This is a genomic window from Brevundimonas sp. (genome assembly GCF_031412435.1).
GTDB lineage: Bacteria > Pseudomonadota > Alphaproteobacteria > Caulobacterales > Caulobacteraceae > Brevundimonas.
Genome location: NZ_JANODA010000047.1, coordinates 14713 through 31131, shown reverse-complemented (window position 1 = coordinate 31131; position 16419 = coordinate 14713). Strand labels below are relative to the sequence as shown.

At 69.1% G+C, this 16419-nt stretch carries 25 protein-coding genes; 14 read left to right on the top strand and 11 right to left on the bottom strand.

Annotated elements, in window-relative coordinates:
* Positions 1-7: 7 nt before the first annotated feature.
* The 3 genes from RMO01_RS09800 to RMO01_RS09790 form a co-directional block, all read right to left on the bottom strand.
* A complete protein-coding gene (locus tag RMO01_RS09800; protein WP_309628868.1) occupies positions 8-898 on the bottom strand; it encodes an aldo/keto reductase in 891 nt (296 codons plus the stop codon).
* 78 nt (positions 899-976) lie between these two features.
* Positions 977-1609 (bottom strand): maleylacetoacetate isomerase, encoded by a 633-nt coding sequence (maiA, locus tag RMO01_RS09795; protein WP_309628867.1) that lies wholly within the window; start codon positions 1607-1609, stop codon positions 977-979.
* Positions 1606-2259, bottom strand: a complete 654-nt coding sequence (locus RMO01_RS09790) for a fumarylacetoacetate hydrolase family protein (RefSeq protein ID WP_309628866.1) — start codon at positions 2257-2259, stop codon at positions 1606-1608. The genes maiA and RMO01_RS09790 overlap by 4 nt, the downstream gene beginning before the upstream one ends.
* 195 nt (positions 2260-2454) lie before the next feature.
* Here RMO01_RS09790 and RMO01_RS09785 point away from each other — a divergent pair, with 195 nt between their 5' ends.
* From RMO01_RS09785 to RMO01_RS09775, 3 genes are all read left to right on the top strand, one after another.
* On the top strand, positions 2455-2832 hold the full coding sequence (locus RMO01_RS09785; RefSeq protein WP_309628865.1) for a glycine zipper domain-containing protein: 378 nt from the start codon (positions 2455-2457) through the stop codon (positions 2830-2832).
* Entirely contained in the window at positions 2832-3233 is a 402-nt protein-coding gene (locus RMO01_RS09780) for a hypothetical protein (protein ID WP_309628864.1), read from the top strand. The genes RMO01_RS09785 and RMO01_RS09780 overlap by 1 nt, the downstream gene beginning before the upstream one ends.
* A 92-nt stretch (positions 3234-3325) precedes the next feature.
* Positions 3326-3502 carry a DUF1328 domain-containing protein gene (locus RMO01_RS09775; RefSeq protein ID WP_309628863.1) on the top strand — a complete coding sequence of 59 codons (177 nt, stop codon included), beginning with the start codon at positions 3326-3328 and terminating at the stop codon, positions 3500-3502.
* 152 nt (positions 3503-3654) lie between these two features.
* On the opposite strand, the gene RMO01_RS09770 is transcribed toward RMO01_RS09775, so the two are convergent.
* Together RMO01_RS09770 and RMO01_RS09765 are read right to left on the bottom strand one after the other, a co-directional pair.
* Positions 3655-3915 carry a helix-turn-helix transcriptional regulator gene (locus RMO01_RS09770; RefSeq protein WP_309628862.1) on the bottom strand — a complete coding sequence of 87 codons (261 nt, stop codon included), beginning with the start codon at positions 3913-3915 and terminating at the stop codon, positions 3655-3657.
* The gene (locus tag RMO01_RS09765; protein ID WP_309628861.1) at positions 3915-4517 is read right to left on the bottom strand and encodes a DUF2975 domain-containing protein; all 603 of its coding nucleotides are present in this window, start codon (positions 4515-4517) and stop codon (positions 3915-3917) included. The genes RMO01_RS09770 and RMO01_RS09765 overlap by 1 nt, the downstream gene beginning before the upstream one ends.
* Before the next feature lie 80 nt (positions 4518-4597).
* Here RMO01_RS09765 and RMO01_RS09760 point away from each other — a divergent pair, with 80 nt between their 5' ends.
* Positions 4598-5548 (top strand): MBL fold metallo-hydrolase, encoded by a 951-nt coding sequence (locus RMO01_RS09760; RefSeq protein ID WP_309628860.1) that lies wholly within the window; start codon positions 4598-4600, stop codon positions 5546-5548.
* On the opposite strand, the gene RMO01_RS09755 is transcribed toward RMO01_RS09760, so the two are convergent.
* Genes RMO01_RS09755 through RMO01_RS09745 form a run of 3 tightly spaced genes read right to left on the bottom strand, consistent with a single transcriptional unit; the run spans position 5549 to position 7776 of the window.
* Positions 5549-6400 (bottom strand): metallophosphoesterase, encoded by an 852-nt coding sequence (locus RMO01_RS09755; protein ID WP_309628859.1) that lies wholly within the window; start codon positions 6398-6400, stop codon positions 5549-5551.
* 2 nt (positions 6401-6402) lie between these two features.
* On the bottom strand, positions 6403-7374 hold the full coding sequence (locus tag RMO01_RS09750; RefSeq protein ID WP_309628858.1) for a diacylglycerol kinase family protein: 972 nt from the start codon (positions 7372-7374) through the stop codon (positions 6403-6405).
* Between the two features lie 45 nt (positions 7375-7419).
* Positions 7420-7776: a hypothetical protein gene (locus RMO01_RS09745; protein WP_309628857.1), complete on the bottom strand. Its 357-nt coding sequence runs from the start codon at positions 7774-7776 to the stop codon at positions 7420-7422.
* A 159-nt stretch (positions 7777-7935) separates the two neighbouring features.
* On the opposite strand from RMO01_RS09745, the gene RMO01_RS09740 reads away from it, so the two are divergent.
* Both RMO01_RS09740 and RMO01_RS09735 read left to right on the top strand, forming a co-directional pair.
* A complete protein-coding gene (locus tag RMO01_RS09740; protein WP_309628856.1) occupies positions 7936-8283 on the top strand; it encodes a YMGG-like glycine zipper-containing protein in 348 nt (115 codons plus the stop codon).
* An 81-nt stretch (positions 8284-8364) separates the two neighbouring features.
* Positions 8365-8817 carry an OmpA family protein gene (locus RMO01_RS09735; protein ID WP_309628855.1) on the top strand — a complete coding sequence of 151 codons (453 nt, stop codon included), beginning with the start codon at positions 8365-8367 and terminating at the stop codon, positions 8815-8817.
* On the opposite strand, the gene RMO01_RS09730 is transcribed toward RMO01_RS09735, so the two are convergent.
* Positions 8814-9698 carry a methyltransferase domain-containing protein gene (locus tag RMO01_RS09730; protein ID WP_309628854.1) on the bottom strand — a complete coding sequence of 295 codons (885 nt, stop codon included), beginning with the start codon at positions 9696-9698 and terminating at the stop codon, positions 8814-8816. The genes RMO01_RS09735 and RMO01_RS09730 overlap by 4 nt on opposite strands.
* On the opposite strand from RMO01_RS09730, the gene RMO01_RS09725 reads away from it, so the two are divergent.
* The 7 genes from RMO01_RS09725 to RMO01_RS09695 all read left to right on the top strand — a co-directional run bounded on the left by RMO01_RS09725 (position 9697) and on the right by RMO01_RS09695 (position 13934).
* Complete coding sequence (locus tag RMO01_RS09725; protein WP_309628853.1) at positions 9697-10503, top strand: phosphoribosyltransferase family protein; 807 nt, start codon at positions 9697-9699, stop codon at positions 10501-10503. The genes RMO01_RS09730 and RMO01_RS09725 overlap by 2 nt on opposite strands.
* A 70-nt stretch (positions 10504-10573) precedes the next feature.
* On the top strand, positions 10574-10831 hold the full coding sequence (grxC, locus tag RMO01_RS09720) for a glutaredoxin 3 (RefSeq protein WP_309628852.1): 258 nt from the start codon (positions 10574-10576) through the stop codon (positions 10829-10831).
* Entirely contained in the window at positions 10832-11668 is an 837-nt protein-coding gene (locus RMO01_RS09715) for a carbon-nitrogen hydrolase family protein (RefSeq protein ID WP_309628851.1), read from the top strand.
* The gene (locus RMO01_RS09710; RefSeq protein ID WP_309628850.1) at positions 11665-12096 is read left to right on the top strand and encodes a DUF1178 family protein; all 432 of its coding nucleotides are present in this window, start codon (positions 11665-11667) and stop codon (positions 12094-12096) included. The genes RMO01_RS09715 and RMO01_RS09710 overlap by 4 nt, the downstream gene beginning before the upstream one ends.
* Positions 12097-12099: 3 nt before the next feature.
* Entirely contained in the window at positions 12100-12921 is an 822-nt protein-coding gene (locus RMO01_RS09705; RefSeq protein ID WP_309628849.1) for a DUF6597 domain-containing transcriptional factor, read from the top strand.
* A 45-nt stretch (positions 12922-12966) separates the two neighbouring features.
* Positions 12967-13434 (top strand): DUF6265 family protein, encoded by a 468-nt coding sequence (locus RMO01_RS09700; protein ID WP_309628848.1) that lies wholly within the window; start codon positions 12967-12969, stop codon positions 13432-13434.
* 26 nt (positions 13435-13460) lie between these two features.
* The gene (locus RMO01_RS09695; RefSeq protein ID WP_309628847.1) at positions 13461-13934 is read left to right on the top strand and encodes a GNAT family N-acetyltransferase; all 474 of its coding nucleotides are present in this window, start codon (positions 13461-13463) and stop codon (positions 13932-13934) included.
* Here RMO01_RS09695 and RMO01_RS09690 read toward each other — a convergent pair.
* Together RMO01_RS09690 and ubiG are read right to left on the bottom strand one after the other, a co-directional pair.
* Entirely contained in the window at positions 13931-14155 is a 225-nt protein-coding gene (locus RMO01_RS09690) for a hypothetical protein (RefSeq protein WP_309628846.1), read from the bottom strand. The genes RMO01_RS09695 and RMO01_RS09690 overlap by 4 nt on opposite strands.
* Before the next feature lie 96 nt (positions 14156-14251).
* Entirely contained in the window at positions 14252-15040 is a 789-nt protein-coding gene (ubiG, locus tag RMO01_RS09685; RefSeq protein WP_409013063.1) for a bifunctional 2-polyprenyl-6-hydroxyphenol methylase/3-demethylubiquinol 3-O-methyltransferase UbiG, read from the bottom strand.
* 84 nt (positions 15041-15124) lie between these two features.
* Here ubiG and RMO01_RS09680 point away from each other — a divergent pair, with 84 nt between their 5' ends.
* Positions 15125-16399 carry an aspartate kinase gene (locus RMO01_RS09680; protein ID WP_309628844.1) on the top strand — a complete coding sequence of 425 codons (1275 nt, stop codon included), beginning with the start codon at positions 15125-15127 and terminating at the stop codon, positions 16397-16399.
* Positions 16400-16419: the final 20 nt, after the last annotated feature.

Sequence of the window (16419 nt, the reverse complement as noted above, 5' to 3'; positions counted from 1 at the left end):
AGCTATTCTAGGCCGCGACCTGCTGGCGGTATCCGGCGCTGAGCACGGCGGGCTCCTGGAAGGCCAGGGCGTCCCAGTCCAGATCGGGGCGCGGGGCGTGGGCGGCGGCCAGGACCGCGCGCAGCTCGGCGGCCGAGGCGACGCTGGCGACCACGGCGGCGGCCGGCGGCAAGCCGAGGCAGAAGGCCAGGGCCGCCTGCATCGGATCGATCCGCGCCTCGGCGAGCCGACGACGCGTGCGCGACAGGGCGACGCCGTGACCGGCCAGGTGCGGCGGCAGGTTTTCCTGGTTGGTGAACAACAGGCCCCGGGCGAACACCGACGAGACATGGACGTCGACACCGAGACCGGCGAGTTCGCTCAGGGTTCCCTCGGTCACCGGCCGTTGATCGAGAATATTGCAGGGCATCTGCACCACGTCGGGCTGGAAGCGGCGCGCCAGCAGCACCGGCCCGTCCTCCATCGTCGCCATGAAGCCGATGCGTTTGTACAGGCCGCGGTCCTTCAGCGCCCGCATCCGGTCCCACAGGGCGCGGCCCTCGGCCCCGGCCAGGTCTGAGGCGCCTGACGCCAGCAGGACGTCGCCGCGCGGCAGGCCCATCCGCTCCAGCGAACGCCGGGCGCGGGCCTCGACCCGGTCCAGTCCTTCGGACAGGGCCACGGTGCGCACGGTGACGGAAAAGGGCGAGGGGAAGGGCCAGGCCTGTCCCAGCAGTCGCTCGCCATCGCCGTTCGGGCGAGTCGCGATCAGGGCGACGCCGGCGTCTGCGGCCGTCTGCAACAGGGTGCGCATCGCCTCTTCGCGCGCGCCGACGGGAATCGGCAGCGCGCGCTCAGGCTCGGTCACGACCGCGAGGGCCAGCTTCGCGGCCGGGGAAGGGGAAACGCGTGATTTCACCCGGCCATTCTGCACAGCAATGCTTAAGCGATGCTGAGGGAGACCCTACCGGTTCCTTACCAGACGAACGTGAATCGGTCAGTCGGCGCCCGGCTGAAGGTCCGGATGGGCGGCGGCGAAGGCGGGGTGGACCAGCGCCCGCTCCTCGATCGCCGTCAGCGCCGGGAACGGCGACAGGTCCACATGGAACCGCCGCGCCGAATAGAGCTGGGGAATCAGATAGCAGTCGGCCAGGGTCGGCGCGGCGCCGTGCAGCCAGCCCTTCCCCTGTCTCGCCGTCAGCGCCGTCAGGGCCTCGAACCCCGGAATCATCCAGCGCCCGGCCCAGGCGTCGATCTGCGCCTGATCGGCGCCGAAGGTCCCGCGCAGTTCGCTCAGGACCCGCAGGTTGTTCAGCGGATGGATGTCCGAGGCGATCAACCCGATCATCCCCCGCACCTGCGCCCGGCCGATGGCGTCGCCCGGCATCAGCGCCGGCTCGGGGAAGGTCTCGTCCAGCCATTCGAGGATGGCCGTGCTCTGGGTGATGACGGTCCCGTCCACCTCGAGCGCCGGCACCAGCCCCTGCGGGTTCAGCTTGAGGAAGGCCTCGGACCGTTGCGCCCCGGTGCGCAGGTCGATGTCGTGCTGTTCGTAGGCGACGCCCTTCAGGTTCAGGGCGATTCGCGTCCGGTAGGCCGCGCTCGAGCGGAAATAGCCGTGCAGGATCATTTGACGATAAACCTGAGCGTTTCGAGGCCCGCGATGGTCGCCTCGACGACATCGCCCGCGACCAGCGGCCCGACGCCCTCGGGCGTGCCGGTGAAGATCAGGTCGCCGGGCTGCAAGGCCCACAATTCGCCGGCCTTTTCCACGATCTCGACAGGGTTCCAGATCATCTCCGCCAGGGTCGACATCTGCTTGGTCTCGCCGTTGACGGTCAGGGCGATGGCGCCCGCCGCTTCCGGCAGGGCGCCCAGCGTCAGCGGGCCGCAGGGCGCAGACTGGTCGAACCCCTTGGCCGCGTCCCACGGCCGACCCTTTTCCTTGGCCCTGGCCTGAAGATCGCGCCGCGTCAGATCGACGCCGACGGCCCAGCCGGCGATGGCCCCGCCCTCGCCGATCGCCGCCACCAACTCGACCTCGTAGTGCAGGTTCTCCGTTGCGGACGGATAGGCCGGGTCGCCGCCGTCGGTGACGATGGCGTCGGCGGGCTTGGAGAAGAAGAAGGGCGCCTGGCGGGTCGGGTCATTGCCCATCTCGCGGGCATGGGCCGCGTAGTTCTGGCCCACGCACAGGATGCGCCGCACCGGGAAGCGGCGATCATCGCCGACGATGGGCAGGGACACGATCGGTGCGGGGGCGAACAGGAAGGAGGTCATGGATGCGGTTGTAGAGCTCTCGCGGGGTTTGAGAAGTGGCTCGTGGCTGGTGACTGGTGGCTACAGACCGTCCGCACCAGCCACCCGTCCCAGCCACGGTCTTTGCTGCACCGCAAAGGAACCGCCACGGCAATATGGCGTTCAGCGGACTAGGCCTGTATCTACGGCAAAGCTGACAAAACGGAGCGCGGCATCATGGCGACCTCAAAGGCACGTGAAGACATCAAGAACGACCTCAACACTCTCAAGGAGGACCTGAAGGTCGGGGCCCGCGAGGAGACCGCGCGGCTGAAGGCCAAGGCGGCCGAGACCGAGGCCCGTCTGCGCGAGAAGGCCGCCGAGGCCGACGCCCGCATCCGCGAGCGCGCCGACGAACTGCGCGACCAGGCCCGCGGCTACTACGACCAGGCCCGCGTGCGCGGCCGCGAGTATTATGACGACGCCTCGGAGCGTTTCGATGAAGCCCAGCGCTACATCACCGAACGGGTCCAGGAGCGTCCGGTGCAGTCAACCGCCATCGCGCTGGGTGTCGGCGTCGTGCTCGGTCTGCTGCTGGCGGGTCGTCGCCGCTGATGATCGGCAAGGGGCTGGTCAAGAAACTGACGGCGGCCTTCGTGGTCGCCGCCAGCGCCTTCGTCGCCATCGTGGCGCTGGGCGCGACCCTTTACTACGCACTCGCGCTCGTCCTGCCGGCGCTCGGCGCTGCTGCGATCACGGCCGGGGTCTTCGCCCTGATCGCAATCGCCGTCGCCATCGTCTTCCTCAACGCCGCGGGCATGATGGACGACGAGGACGACTACGAGGACGAACCCCATGGTCTGGGCGGCCGGGCCTACGCCCTGTTCCGCTCGCGACCGATCCTCGGAACGGTCGCGGCCCTCGCGGGCGGCTGGATCTTCCTTCGCAACCCGGCGCTGGCGACCATGGTCGCGGCGGCCTTCACCGAGAAATCGCACACGCGGTACCGGCGATAGGCGGAACGGCGACGCCTTCGGGACGTTGATCGGACAGGCGGCGTCGAGGTTGGGCGGCGCCTGTCATCAACCCCCTTTGAAGGAGGGCCTCCATGATCCGCTGGGCCATCATCTTCCTCGTTGTCGCCCTCGTCGCCGCCGTTCTCGGCTTCGGCGGGATCGCCAACTTCTCGTTCGAAATCGCCAAGTTCGTCGCCGTCATCGCCATCATCCTGTTCGTCATCTCGCTGGTCGCGGGCGGACTCAGGGGTCGCGGGACGCGCATATAGCCAGCTGACGCCAGCAGAAGACAAAAGGCCGCGCCCCTCGGGCTGCGGCCTTTTTCTTGGTCCTGCATCGCCCAGCAGAGTGACCCGAAACGGCTCGCCCCTCTGACAGCCCCGGCACGGTGCGCGCGTTGCGGCCGGCATCCATCGGTTGCTCAGCCCCGCCAGACCCCGACGGTGCGAGGTTTGGTCACGTCTTCTTCTGTCGCGGCGTCCGGCGCATACTCGAGAATGTCATCGGGCGTGCAGTCCAGATAGCGGCAGATGGAATCCAGGGTCGCGAACCGGACGCCCCGCACCTTGCCTGACTTGAGCAGGGACAGGTTGGTCTCGGAGATCCCGATGGCGCGGGCGAGCACCTTCGAGCGCACCTTTCGCCGGGCCATGATGACGTCGAGGCGGACGATGATGGGCATCAGACGAACTGCGACGCGTCGTCGTGGACCTCGGCGGCCCACGCCATGACCCGGGCGACGACGAACAGGATCAGGCCGAGTCCCAGGGCCTTCGCACTGTCCATCCGCAACCAGCCCTCGTCGTCGAACCCGGCCAGGGACACCACGACATGGCCCAGGGTCGGGGCGATCGCATAGGCCATCAGCCAGAGCGCGATCGCCGTCATGCAGCGGGCGTTCACCGGCTCCAGTACGACACCGGCGCCGTAAAGCCGGAACAGCCGCCGCAACTGCCACAACACCGCCAGGGCCGGGCCCATCATCAGGGTGGCCGACGTCGCCAGAGCCAGCTTCTGGATCACCGGCAGGCTGCCCACCGTCCACCAGCCCGGATGCAGGGCCGGCGTCTCGGCCTCGATGAAGATCTGCATCCCGCCGGGCCGGACCTGCAGCCGCGTCCCGGCGTAGAAGAGGACCGCGACCACCGCCACGGCGAGCAGAACCGCGCCGAGAGCGAACAGCCCCGTGAACAGCCATTCCAGCGGCCGACTCAGACGCCGGATGCGCTCGAACGCAGGCGGGGCGGACGGCAACGGCGGCGGAAACTCGAGAAGCAGGGCCATGGGCCGGTCAAATATTGTCTGATTGACAGTTATATTTTTATGTATTTCGATATGCTCAGGAATGCAATCGAGGATATCCCATGTCGCGCCCGATCATGTCTCTTCTCGTCGGGCTGGGGTTCGCAATCGCGGTCTCGGCCTGCGCGACCCCGACGACCCGCCACCCGGTGATCGCCGCCGACCTCGGCGCCCCGGCCGCGTCCTCGGACATGGCGACCAGTCTGGCGCGGCCGGGAGTCGTGACCTTCCAGCGAGTCGCCTTCGCCCACTGGACCGGCGGACGCGGAACCTTCATCGACCGCGACGACCCACGCACGGCTGAGGTCCCGCAGGGTAGCGAAGAGGCGACCATCTACGCCTACGTCATCGACCACCCCCGGTTCGGGCGGGTCCTGATCGACGCTGGCGTCTCGGCTGAACTCGACGACCGGCTCAACTGGATCATGCGGCGCAGCGTGCGCGATCTCAACGTCCGGATCGAGCGAACGACGGCTCAGTGGCTGGCTGGCCAGACCGCGCCGGGCGCCGTCTTCCTGACCCATCTTCATTTCGACCATGTCGGCGGACTGATCGACCTGCCTCTGGCGACAGCCGTCTATCTCGGTCCCGGCGAGGCGCAGGAAGGCAGCCGGATCAATCTCCTGCTCGGAAGCCCGGCCGACGCCATCCTTGAGGGCCATGGGCCGCTGCGCGAATGGGCCTTCCAGCCTGACCCCGAAGGCGACTTCGATGGCGTCCTGGACGTGTTTGGCGACGGCTCGGTCTGGGCTCTCAGCGTTCCCGGCCACTCGGCAGGCTCCACCGCCTATATGGTCAACGCCATCGACGGGCCGAAACTGATCGTTGGCGACGCGGTCAGCACCCGCCTGGGCTGGGAAGACGGCATGCCCCAACCCGTCCCGGCCGCCGCCCGCGCCGCCGCCGACCGCTCGGCCGAGCGCCTGCGACGCTTCGCGACCGCCCATCCGTCGGTGGAGGTCTTCCTCGGCCACCAGTCGCGCACGGGTCAGCCGGGGACGCAGCCGGACTGATCAAACCGCCGCCTTTTCCTTTACCCCGGGCACGGCGGGATCGGGCGCGGTCTCGGCATGCCGCGTGTCCTGACGGCGGGGGAGCTTCCAGGACTGGCCGCATTCAAACCGCTCGCCGGTCCAGGCGATGGCGTTGATCGTGATCTGGTGCTTGTCCCAGACAATCTCGTTGAAGCTGGGCGGCGTGCCCCGCTCGCGGTGCGACAGGGTCCCGCAGCCGATGGCGTAGGAACATCGGTCAGACAGGTCGATCGGCAGGGCGAAGGGCACATGCACATGGCCCGTGGTGATCAGATCGACTCCGGCCTCGGCGAAGATTCCGGCCGCCGCGGCGCCGCGCTTCACTTCGCCGGTCATGGGCGCGCCGATCATCTCGATCAGCGGATGGTGACAGGCCAGAATCCTCAGCGCCCCGACCGGGGCGGCGCGCAGGGCCTCTGCCGCGCGTCGGGTCTGGTCCAGGTCGATCACCCCCTTGGACCAGTTGGCCCGCGCCTGCCAGCCACGGGCCGTGGTCACGCCACGCACCATGACGGTGTCCGAGACGAATTCCCCGTCGTGGGCCGGGTGGCCGGTCGCCGTTTCGAAAGCCTTCCACGGCCAGAACAGCCGCGCCGCCACGTCCCAGTAGGGGACGTCGTGGTTGCCGACGATGACGAATCGGGGCGTCGGCATGGCCTTGATCCAGGACCCGGCCGCCGAAAACTCGTCCGGATAGCCCTTCTGGGTGATGTCGCCGGTGATCAGCATCAGGTCGCTGGGCGCGGCGTGGGCATAATCGAGCGCGGCGGCGCAGGCATGTTTGTGCTCGACCCCGAAATGGATGTCCGAAAACTGGAGGACGCGACCCATGCTCAGACCGCGCCCTCGGCCGACGCGGGCTCGGGAGCGTGCAGCTCGGGAACCAGGGCGTTGAAGGCCTTGGCGATGAAGGTCACCGTCGTGTCGTGGGGCAACAGGGTCGGCTCGCCGTCCAGAACCGCCGGGATGCGCGAACGGGCCTTGATGCGGATGCGTCTGGCTGGCCGCGTCATGACCGACGGGTCCTGGCGCCAGTCGCTGAACAGGGCCGCGGCCGCCAGGCGGAAGGCCTGGGCCGCGTCGGCGGGATCCATCGCGGCGGCTTCCAGCCCCACCGGTTCGTCCATGGCCGTGGAGATCATCGGACTGATCAGGACCAGGGCCTCGCTCCTGCGCGCCTTGCCGCCGTCCAGCTCGACCCGAATCTTGCCGGAGAAGGCCCGCCGCAACGCGCGACGCCCATAGGTCCAGGCCAGGCTCAGCTTTCCGGTCCGCATGGCCTCGCGCGCCGGGGCCCACAGGGCGGGCGAGCCGAAGATGCCGGCGCAATAGAAGGCCTGGCTCTCGACCGAGCCGCCGGAGACGCACTGCGACCGGCCGTGCTCCAGGGCGTTTCGCAGGGCGACCTTCCAGTCGGTCGTGCCGTAGAGGGCTTTCGGCAGCATGTTCATGGTTCCGCCCGGAAGGGGGGCGACCAGCGGACCCTTCGGCCCGGCCCTGGACGCCGCCGCCCGCGCGGTGCCGTCGCCGGCCAGGACGAACAACACGTCGGGCGCGGACGCCAGGGCCGTGTTGATCTGGGCGTCCATGGTGTCGCCGACCAGTTCGACGACCTCCGCCTCACACGGATACTCGGCCAGGATCGCTGCGACCTCGGCCGCCGCGCGCGGGCCGACCGAACCGGACAACGGATTGACCAGAACCACCACCCGCCTGATTTCGACATGTGTCGTCAGCGTGCGCGGCTCGGAAGCTGCGTCGTCGGGCGTCGAGGTCTCGACGTCAGGCGTGATCGTATCGGTCATTCGCCCCGAACGCACCGCAAAGCCGGGCGTTCCGGCGAAGCTTCACTATTGTGTCTTGAGCGTCTCGGCCGTGGTCGCGGCGCCGGCTTCCAGGGCGTCGCCGGTCTTCTCGGCGGCTTCACCCGCCTTGTCTGCGGCGACTTCTGCGGCTTCCGGGGCCTGACCGATCAGTGTCTTGCCCTGATTGACGCCGGCTGTGATCCATCCGTCCATCATCGCTCCGCCCTCGGCCAGCGACTGTTCCTTGATGCCCAGCACCGCGGTCAGCACGCCGAACAAGGCCAGCAGGGTCACGATCAAGCCGACGAAGCCGCCGCCTCCGCCGCTCGAACGCCGCTTGGGACGGGCCCAGACAGGGCTGGCGTGATCGTCCGCACTTCGGACCGGTTCAGGAAAACGCATGGTGACTCCCCCTCGGACTGTCGTTTCGCGGGCCACGCCCCTCGCGCGCACGCTTCGACACTCATATGACATCGTTAACCGGGAGCATAGGCGCGGAACCTCTGCCATAATCCAGCGTTCTCGCTTTCGGGGCGAACATCAGGAATGAAGGACTATCCCATGAACAAGGCGATTATCGCGATCGGGGCCGCCGGCCTGCTGGCTACGGCCTGCGCCAGCGATCCTTACGGCAACAGCAGCAGCAACCAGACCGTCCGCCAGGGCGCCATCGGCGCCGGCCTCGGCGCCGTCGCCGGCGCCATCATCGGCAACAACGTCGGCTCGGGTAACGCCGCCACCGGCGCGCTCATCGGCGGCCTCGCCGGCGGTGCCGTCGGCGCTGTCCGCGGCTCGCAAGCCGACCGCAACGCCCAGCAGCGCTACCGCGACAACCGCGGAAATTACTACTACTGCTACGACAACCGCCAGGACGAGTGCTACTGGGAAAACGGTCAGCGTCGCTACTAAGAGGCTGAACCGAAAGGTTTTTGAGGGCGGCTCGTTGAACGACGGGCCGCCCTTCGCATGAAAAGATCACGGAGTGGGCGAATGACGATGCGATCGACGATTCTGGCAGCGGGTCTGGCGGCGGTGGCGCTGGCGGGCTGTTCGACCATGCGCACGCCGAGCCGGGATGAGCTGGTCGCCGAGCCAACGGCCTGCACCGCCAAGCGGTTCGACATCTATTTCGCCGAGGATCAGGCGACCCTCACCGACGCGGCGCGGACGGCCATCGGCCTGACCGCGACGCAGTTGCAGGGCTGCAGGATCAACACGGTCCGGGTGCTTGGGCTGGCTTCGTCAACAGGCGACGCCGACGCCAATCAGGCGCTGTCCGAGCAGCGCGCCCTGGCCGTCGCCGAGGCCCTGACAGCCGCGGGCTGGCCGACGCCGGCGTTCGAACTGACCGCGGCGGGCGACCAGGGGGCGACGACCGCGGCCGGCGTGGCCGAACCCCTGCGCCGCCGCACCGAGGTTCTGGTCGAGGCCGCGCCGCTCTAGTCAGGCTTTCGCCCGTGCTCAACGACGCCCAGGGCGTCGGCGAGCCGGACCCTGGCCGAGCCGCGCGGCAGAGGCTTGGGCTGGCTCTCGTGCGGGGCCCATCCGGCCAGGTTGACGATCTCGAACGTCGCCGGGATACGCCCGTCCGCCTCGCCATAGCGCTGCGAATACAGAGCCGCGGCCCGGGCGATGATGGGTCGCGTCAGGGGACGGATGGTTCCCGCCAGCACATTGGTCTCGCCCATGGCGCGCAGGTCGCGGATCAGGGCGAACAGGTCCGGATAGCGCACCGTCAGCCGATCCACGTCCGCGACAGGCAGGGCGAATCCCGCGCGCTGCAGCAGACCCGCACCGTCAAAGCCGTCGGCGAAGGGCGAAACCCGCGCCTGGGCTCCGCCGCGCTCGGCGAGCTCGGCCTCGGTCAGCACCCCGCGCAGCTCCTTCAACGTCCCGGCGCCCAACAGGGTCCCAAGGAACAGGCCATCGGGCTTCAGTGCGCGCCGGACCTGGCGCAGAGCGCCCGGCAGGTCGTTGGCCCAGTGAAGGGTCATGAGCGACACGATCAGATCGGTCGATCCCACCTCGATTTCCAAAGTCTTCGCCCCCGGCCCGGCCCGCTCCGACCGGTCCCCGACCGCGCGCGGCGCCCCGACCCGACCGGCGGCGTCGCTGTCGCCCAACGCCTCTGCGAACGGCCCCGGATGCGCCGACAGGTCGACGGCGACCGGAAACTCCCGCAAGGTCGCCTCCAGGCTGAGCACGGCGTTCTCGGCGGCGCGGCGGTGCAGGAAGTCGGCGTCGGCAAACAGCCGCTCCGATCGCGCCAGCCGGGCCGCACGCCGTGCGGCGTCGAAGATCAGGGGAGGGCCGGTTTCGGTCATGGCTGTTCAGGATGGGGGCTGGGGCGAGCGTTGGGAAGACGGCCGGTCGCGGATCGGTCGCGTCCTGACGTCTTTCGGCCGCGGTCTGGCCGACCTGATCCTGCCGCCCATGGCCCACGACAGCCACGAGGCCACGGCCGCCGCGGGCCTGACGGCCAACGCCTGGAGCCGGGTGATCTTTCTGGAGGACCCGGTCTGCGACGGATGCGGGGCCGCGTTCGAATACGACGGCGGAGACTTCGCCTCCGACCGATGCGCCGCCTGTGTCGCCCAGCCCTACGCCTTCGCTCGCGCCCGCGCCGCCTGCATCTACGACACGGCTTCGCGCGGCCTGATCCTCAAGTTCAAGCATGGCGACCAGCAGCAGTTCGCGACCCTGTTCGCCCGCTGGCTGGGGCGCGCCGCCGCGCCCCTGGTCGAGGATTGCGACGCCATCGTGCCCGTACCCCTGCATCCATCCCGTCTGCTGGCCCGGCGCTTCAACCAGGCCGCCGAGATCGCCCGACCGATGGCCCGGGCGGCGAAGCGCGACTACCTGCCCGCCGCCCTCGTCCGCGCCCGTGCGACTGCGACCCAGGGCGGGCGCAGCCTGCGGGGCCGCAAACTCAATGTGAAATCCGCCTTCGCCGTCAGCGAGTCCGGGGCGCGACAGGTGCGCGGACGAAGGATTCTTCTGGTCGATGATGTCCTGACCACCGGGGCGACGGGCGAGGCCTGTGCGAAGGCGCTTCTGGACGCCGGAGCCCGCGCCGTGGATCTCGCCGTCATCGCGAGGGTGCGAACTGCGCGGGAACTGCCTAGATAGGCGAACGGTTCGACCTGCACGGCCTTTGCACCGTGCACGGTCGATCAGATTGAACTTTCGGAGATCCGCCTTGGCCGACGTCGTCCTCTACACCAAACCCGGTTGCCCCTACTGCATCGCAGCCGTGAGCCTGCTGAAGCGCAAGGGTGTCGATTTCACCGAGATCGTGGCCTCCAACGATCCGGAGAAGAAGGCCGAGATGATCCAGAAGTCGGGCGGCAAGGCCACCTTCCCCCAGATCTTCATCGACGGAAAACACATCGGCGGCTCCGACGACATGAGCGCCCTGGACCGCCGCGGCCAGCTCGACGCCCTTCTGGCGGCCTGAATGTCAGCGGGCCTGCCCATCGCCCTGATCCAGACCCGCACGCCCGCGACCCAGGCGGCGGCGCTGGCCCATGTCGAGCCCCTGATCCGCCAGGCGGCGGCCGAGGGCGCCAAATTCATCCTGACGCCCGAGGGATCGAACCTGCTGGAACAGCGCAAGGACCGGCGCGGCCTGGCCATCGTCAGCGAGCGGCAGGACGCAGTCGTTCTCGGCCTTCGCCGGCTGGCGGCGGAACTGGGCGTCTGGCTCCTGATCGGCTCGGCCATCGTGAAATCCGAGCATGAGGGCGACGACCGGGCGGCCAACCGGTCCCTGCTGATCGACGCCAACGGCGGCATCGTCGCCCGCTATGACAAGCTGCACGTCTTCGACGTCGACCTGCCCAACGGCGAGACCTATCGCGAGAGCTCGACCATCCGCCCCGGCGACGGGGCGGCCGTGGCCGATACGCCGTGGGGCCGTCTGGGGATGGCGGTCTGCTACGACATCCGCTTCCCCCATCTGTTCCGCCAGCTGGCCAAGGCCGGCGCCTGCATGATCTCCGTGCCCGCCGCCTTCACCGTCCCGACGGGCGAGGCCCACTGGGAGACCCTGTTGCGCGCCCGCGCCATCGAGACCGGCGCCTTCGTCCTGGCCCCGGCCCAGGGCGGGACGCACGAGGACGGCAGGAAGACCTGGGGGCGTTCGACCGTCGTCGGCCCGTGGGGTGAGGTGATCGCCAGACTGGATCACGACGAACCGGACATTCTGCACGCGAAACTGGACTTCGCCGCCGTCGAAAAGGCCCGCGCCTCGATCCCCGCCCTGCGTCACGATCGCGAGTTCGCGGCGCCATGATCCGCTACGCCCTTGCCTGCGACCACGACCACCCGTTCGAAGCCTGGTTCGGCTCGTCCTCGGACTATGACGACCAGGCGGCGCGCGGTCTGGTCGAATGCCCCTTCTGCGGCTCCACGGCCGTGTCGAAACAGATCATGGCCCCGGCCGTCGCCGGCACGAAAAAGCGCGACGCCACGCCCGATCTCGGCAAGATTCAAACGATGATGATGCAGGCCGCGCGCGAGGTGCGCAGCCATGTCGAGGCCAACTTCGACTATGTCGGCGACACGTTCGCCCGCGAGGCCCGCGACATCCACGAGGGCAGGTCCGAGAAACGCGAAATCTACGGCGAGGCCACCCCCGCCGAGGTCAGGGCGCTGAAGGAAGACGGCGTCCCCTGCGCCGCCCTGCCGCCCGCCCTCGTCGATCCGGCCAAGGCGAACTGAGGCGTGGGCGAGGGGGAGCGCTACGCCGAGTTTCCGCCGCCGCCGTCCCTGGCGCCCTGGGTCAAGGTGGTCTGGACCTACGCCAATCCCGAGCCGTCCGACACCGTCCAGCGCATCGCCCCGGACGGCTGTCCCGAACTGATCCTCGACATCGGCGCCCCCTATGAGGAGGAAGGGTCCGGGGGCCTCTGGACCCTCCAGCCCCCGGCCCTTTTCGCCGGCCAGATGACCCGGCCCATCGCCATCCGGCCGGTCGGGCCGGTAGAGCTCGTCGCCGTCCGCTTCCACCCCGACGGCGCCCGCGACTGGCTGGGCGCCCCGCTGAGCACGGCGACGGACGGTCGGCTGGACATGGTCGCGCGGCTGAAGGGCGTCGCCCCGCCCGCCGGGGATCCCGAAGCCCAGGCGAAAGCCATGACCGACCGGCTCGAGGCGCTGCGGCTCGCCCAGGGCTGGACCGTCGATGCAGTCGTCCGCGCCGAGGTCGAGGCGATGATGGACGACCGACCCGCCCCCGATCGCGCGCCCGCCGACCAGCGCGCGATCCAGCGCCGCTTCCTCGACCGGGTCGGGGTCTCGCCGCGCATGCTGCGGTCGGTGATGCGGTTCCGGCGGGTGTTCGACCATGCCCTGGAGCCCGGCGAGGAATCGTCCGGCTGGCTGGAAGCCGGTCTGGGCGCCGGCTATTTCGACCAGCCCCAGATGGCGCGGGACTTCCGCCGCTTCCTCGGCTGCACGGCGACCGAATGGGCGCGCGAACAGGTCGAACTGGCCCGCGCCATCGCGTCGCAAACCTACAAGCCGGGTCCGCCGCGTCTGGCCTAGGTCTTGAGCGGTCGCCGCCCGACGCGGCCGCATGGAGGACCCCGAATGACCATCCTGACCGCCCTGTTCGCCGCAGGCATGATGCAGACCGCCCCCGTCACCGCCGACCAGTTGTCGTGGATGAGCGGCTACTGGCTGGCCTGCGACGAGGGCCGCGAGGTGTCGGAGACCTGGAGCGATCCGCGCGGCGGGCTGATGGCAGGCCACGCGGTGACCCTGCAGAACGGCCGGGCCAGCTTCGAACTGTCGCGTATCGCCCCGACCGGGCCCGGCGCAGGTGTCGCCTATTTCGCAGGCGTCGGGGGCGCCCCGGCCGTGGTCTTCCCCGCCGTCGAGGCCGGCGGAACCCGCGTCGTTTTCGAGAACGCCGCCCACGACTTTCCCCAGCGCGTCATCTACGAACGCGACGGAGATGTCCTGAAGGCCCGGATCGAGGGCCATATGGGCGACCGTGAACAGGCGATGGCATGGGAATATCGCAAGGCGGACCTGAACGCGCGCTGTCCGGGCTAACCCCGGACAGGGCAGGCTGGCGGTCGATGACGGCCGCCGATCTGGACCGGGTCGCCGGGATCGCCACGATCGGCTTTCCCGACCATTTCGAGGGCCGCCCCTGTTTCGCCAACCGGCTCGCCCTCAACCCGGCGGGCTGTTTCGTGCTCCAGACGCCAGGCGGGCTTGAGGGCTATCTCGTCGCCTATCCGTGGACGAGGGACGCGGCGCCGACGCTCAACACCCTTTTCGAGGCGATCCCGGCGGATGCGGGGGTCCTGTATCTGCACGACCTCGCCCTGACCCCGGCGGTCCGGGGTCAGGGCTGGTCGAAGCCCGCAGTGGCCGCAGTGGTCGATCTGGCGAAGGCGGGCGGCTGGGCGACAATCGCCCTGGTCGCCGTCAATGACGCCGTCGACTTCTGGCGCGGTCATGGCTTCGACGTGCGGGAGACGCCGGAGATGGCCGCCAAACTGACCAGCTATGGCTCCGACGCCCGCTATATGGTTCGAACCGTCTAGTTCCGGGTCCAGCCCTTCTCGGCCATGCAGGCGCGGAAGGCGTCGCGGCTCTCGGTGCGTTCGTCGCAGTCGTCACGGGCGGCGTCGAACGGCTGGGCGTTGTTGCCATGCCAGGCGGCTTCGTCGCTCATGTCGGCGCCGTTCACCATGATACAGCCCGAGGTCATCAGGGCGGAGGCGAGGACAGCCGCGGTCGCGGTCAGGGTCAGAAAGCGTTTCATCTGGAAGTCTCCATTGCGATACCTTCCGTTGCCACCGCGCGCAGCCACAATCCCGTTACAAGTCGGACAGCTGGATGAAATCGCCGTAAGGTGGCGCTAGTCCCGCGCGGCCAGCATCATGAAATTGATGTCGGCGTCCGCGCTCTCGCTCCAGCGATCGGTCAGGGGCGAATAGTTCAGACCGAACGGGCCCGTCACCGCCACCGGCTCGGCGGACAGCATCATCCGGATTTCGTCGGGCTTCAGGAACTGGCGCCAGTCGTGGGTTCCGGCGGGCACCCAGCGCAGGATGTATTCGGCCGCGACCTTGCCGAGCGCCAGGGACTTCAGTGTCCGGTTCAGCGTCGCCACCACCATGATTCCGCCCGGGGCGACCAGACGCGAACAGGCGCGGATGAAGGCCTCGGGGTCGGCGACATGCTCGATGATCTCCAGCACCAGCACGACATCAAACGGCCCCGCGCCTTCGGCCTCGACCTGTTCGACGGTCGCGGCGCGGTAGGCGATTTCGAGGCCCTGTTCGGCGGCATGCGCCCGGGCCGTGCCGATATTCTCGGACGAGGCGTCGACGGCCGTGACCTCGAACCCCATCCGCCGCATCGGTTCGGCGATCAGCCCGCCGCCGCAGCCGATGTCGATCAGGGTCAGCCCCTCGAACGGCGCGCGCGTCTTCGGGTCGCGTCCGAACCGTTCGGCGACACGGTCGCGGATGAAGGCGAGACGCGCGGGATTGAATTTGTGAAGAGGCGCGAACGGCCCGGTCGCGTCCCACCATTCGGCCGCCTGGGCCGAGAACCGGGCCACATCGGCGGGGTCGATGCTGGCGCCCTGCGCAGGCTCGGGGGCCGTATCGGAAAAACCTTGCCCCGTTTGGGGTTTGCGCATCGGCGACGGGTGGGTAGAAGCGGCCATGGGCGCAAGGGTGAACCCCTTTTGCGACCTTCTGGCAAGACGGGGACCAACGCCACGATGACGCGGCCGACCAACACGCGACTGGTGATGAAATTCGGCGGCACCTCCATGGGTGACCTGGAGCGGATCCGCCGCGCCGCCCGCATCGTCGCCGCCGAGGTCAAGGCCGGCCATTCGGTCGCCGTCGTCGTCTCGGCCATGGCCGGCAAGACCAACGAACTGGTGGCCTGGACCGACGGCGCCGGCGGGGCCGCGCCCGGCCTGCCCCTGTCGGACGACGAATACGACGTCGTCGTCGCCTCCGGAGAACAGGTGACCTCGGGCCTGCTGGCCATCACCCTGCGCAACATGGGCTTCAACGCCCGCAGCTGGATGGGCTGGCAGATCCCGATCATCACCGACGAGGATCACGCCCGCGCCCGCATCGTCGACGTGCCGGGCGAGGTCCTGGGCGCCGCGCTGGACGCCGGTGAGATCGCGGTCATCCCGGGCTTCCAGGGCGTGTCGCCCTCCGGCCGGATCACCACCCTGGGCCGGGGCGGGTCGGACACCTCGGCCGTGGCCGTGGCCGCCGCGCTCGGTTGCGCCTGCGACATCTATACGGACGTGGACGGGGTTTACACGACCGACCCGCGTATCGAATCCCGGGCCCGGCGGCTGGAGAAGATCTCCTACGAGGAGATGCTGGAGATGGCGTCGCTCGGCGCCAAGGTGCTCCAGACCCGCTCGGTCGAACTGGCCATGGCCAAACAGGTGCCGGTGCGCGTGCTGTCCAGCTTCATCGAACCCGACGAAAACGGCGTGCTGCCCGCCAAGTCCGGCACGCTCATCTGCGACGAGGAGGAAATCGTGGAAAAACGCATCGTGTCCGGCGTGACCATGAGCCGCGACGAGGCCCGCATCACCCTGCTGGGCCTCAGCGACCGGGTCGACGCCCCCGCCGACGTCTTCACCCTTCTGGCCGACGCCAGCGTCAATGTGGACATGATCGTCCAGTCCCAGGCCCGCACCGAGGGGGCGGTCAATCTGACCTTCACCACCGGCCGCCGCGACGCGGCCCGCGCCGCCGAGCTGATGCGCGCCGCGCAGGAACAGATCGGCTTCGAGGAAATCCGCGTCGACGAGGACGTGGCCAAGGTCTCCGTCGTCGGCGTCGGCATGCGCAGTCACGCGGGTGTCGCCCAGACCATGTTCAAGGCCCTGGCGGACAAGGGCGTGAAGTTCCAGGCCATCTCGACCTCGGAAATCAAGATCAGCGTCCTGATCGACGCCGCCTATGCCGAACTGGCCGTTCGCGCCCTGCATTCGGCCTATGGGCTGGAAGCGGTATAGTATCGGCTGAACCCGTCCCC

Excerpts from the sequence above, each read along its gene's own strand:
- maiA (WP_309628867.1), bottom strand. The coding sequence starts at position 1,609 with ATGATCCTGCACGGCTATTTCCGCTCGAGCGCGGCCTACCGGACGCGA.
- RMO01_RS09790 (WP_309628866.1), bottom strand. The coding sequence starts at position 2,259 with ATGACCTCCTTCCTGTTCGCCCCCGCACCGATCGTGTCCCTGCCCATC.
- RMO01_RS09785 (WP_309628865.1), top strand. The coding sequence starts at position 2,455 with ATGGCGACCTCAAAGGCACGTGAAGACATCAAGAACGACCTCAACACT.
- RMO01_RS09780 (WP_309628864.1), top strand. The coding sequence starts at position 2,832 with ATGATCGGCAAGGGGCTGGTCAAGAAACTGACGGCGGCCTTCGTGGTC.
- RMO01_RS09775 (WP_309628863.1), top strand. The coding sequence starts at position 3,326 with ATGATCCGCTGGGCCATCATCTTCCTCGTTGTCGCCCTCGTCGCCGCC.
- RMO01_RS09770 (WP_309628862.1), bottom strand. The coding sequence starts at position 3,915 with ATGCCCATCATCGTCCGCCTCGACGTCATCATGGCCCGGCGAAAGGTG.
- RMO01_RS09765 (WP_309628861.1), bottom strand. The coding sequence starts at position 4,517 with ATGGCCCTGCTTCTCGAGTTTCCGCCGCCGTTGCCGTCCGCCCCGCCT.
- RMO01_RS09760 (WP_309628860.1), top strand. The coding sequence starts at position 4,598 with ATGTCGCGCCCGATCATGTCTCTTCTCGTCGGGCTGGGGTTCGCAATC.
- RMO01_RS09755 (WP_309628859.1), bottom strand. The coding sequence starts at position 6,400 with ATGGGTCGCGTCCTCCAGTTTTCGGACATCCATTTCGGGGTCGAGCAC.
- RMO01_RS09750 (WP_309628858.1), bottom strand. The coding sequence starts at position 7,374 with ATGACCGATACGATCACGCCTGACGTCGAGACCTCGACGCCCGACGAC.
- RMO01_RS09745 (WP_309628857.1), bottom strand. The coding sequence starts at position 7,776 with ATGCGTTTTCCTGAACCGGTCCGAAGTGCGGACGATCACGCCAGCCCT.
- RMO01_RS09740 (WP_309628856.1), top strand. The coding sequence starts at position 7,936 with ATGAACAAGGCGATTATCGCGATCGGGGCCGCCGGCCTGCTGGCTACG.
- RMO01_RS09735 (WP_309628855.1), top strand. The coding sequence starts at position 8,365 with ATGACGATGCGATCGACGATTCTGGCAGCGGGTCTGGCGGCGGTGGCG.
- RMO01_RS09725 (WP_309628853.1), top strand. The coding sequence starts at position 9,697 with ATGGCTGTTCAGGATGGGGGCTGGGGCGAGCGTTGGGAAGACGGCCGG.
- RMO01_RS09730 (WP_309628854.1), bottom strand. The coding sequence starts at position 9,698 with ATGACCGAAACCGGCCCTCCCCTGATCTTCGACGCCGCACGGCGTGCG.
- RMO01_RS09715 (WP_309628851.1), top strand. The coding sequence starts at position 10,832 with ATGTCAGCGGGCCTGCCCATCGCCCTGATCCAGACCCGCACGCCCGCG.
- RMO01_RS09710 (WP_309628850.1), top strand. The coding sequence starts at position 11,665 with ATGATCCGCTACGCCCTTGCCTGCGACCACGACCACCCGTTCGAAGCC.
- RMO01_RS09700 (WP_309628848.1), top strand. The coding sequence starts at position 12,967 with ATGACCATCCTGACCGCCCTGTTCGCCGCAGGCATGATGCAGACCGCC.
- RMO01_RS09695 (WP_309628847.1), top strand. The coding sequence starts at position 13,461 with ATGACGGCCGCCGATCTGGACCGGGTCGCCGGGATCGCCACGATCGGC.
- RMO01_RS09690 (WP_309628846.1), bottom strand. The coding sequence starts at position 14,155 with ATGAAACGCTTTCTGACCCTGACCGCGACCGCGGCTGTCCTCGCCTCC.
- ubiG (WP_409013063.1), bottom strand. The coding sequence starts at position 15,040 with ATGCGCAAACCCCAAACGGGGCAAGGTTTTTCCGATACGGCCCCCGAG.
- RMO01_RS09680 (WP_309628844.1), top strand. The coding sequence starts at position 15,125 with ATGACGCGGCCGACCAACACGCGACTGGTGATGAAATTCGGCGGCACC.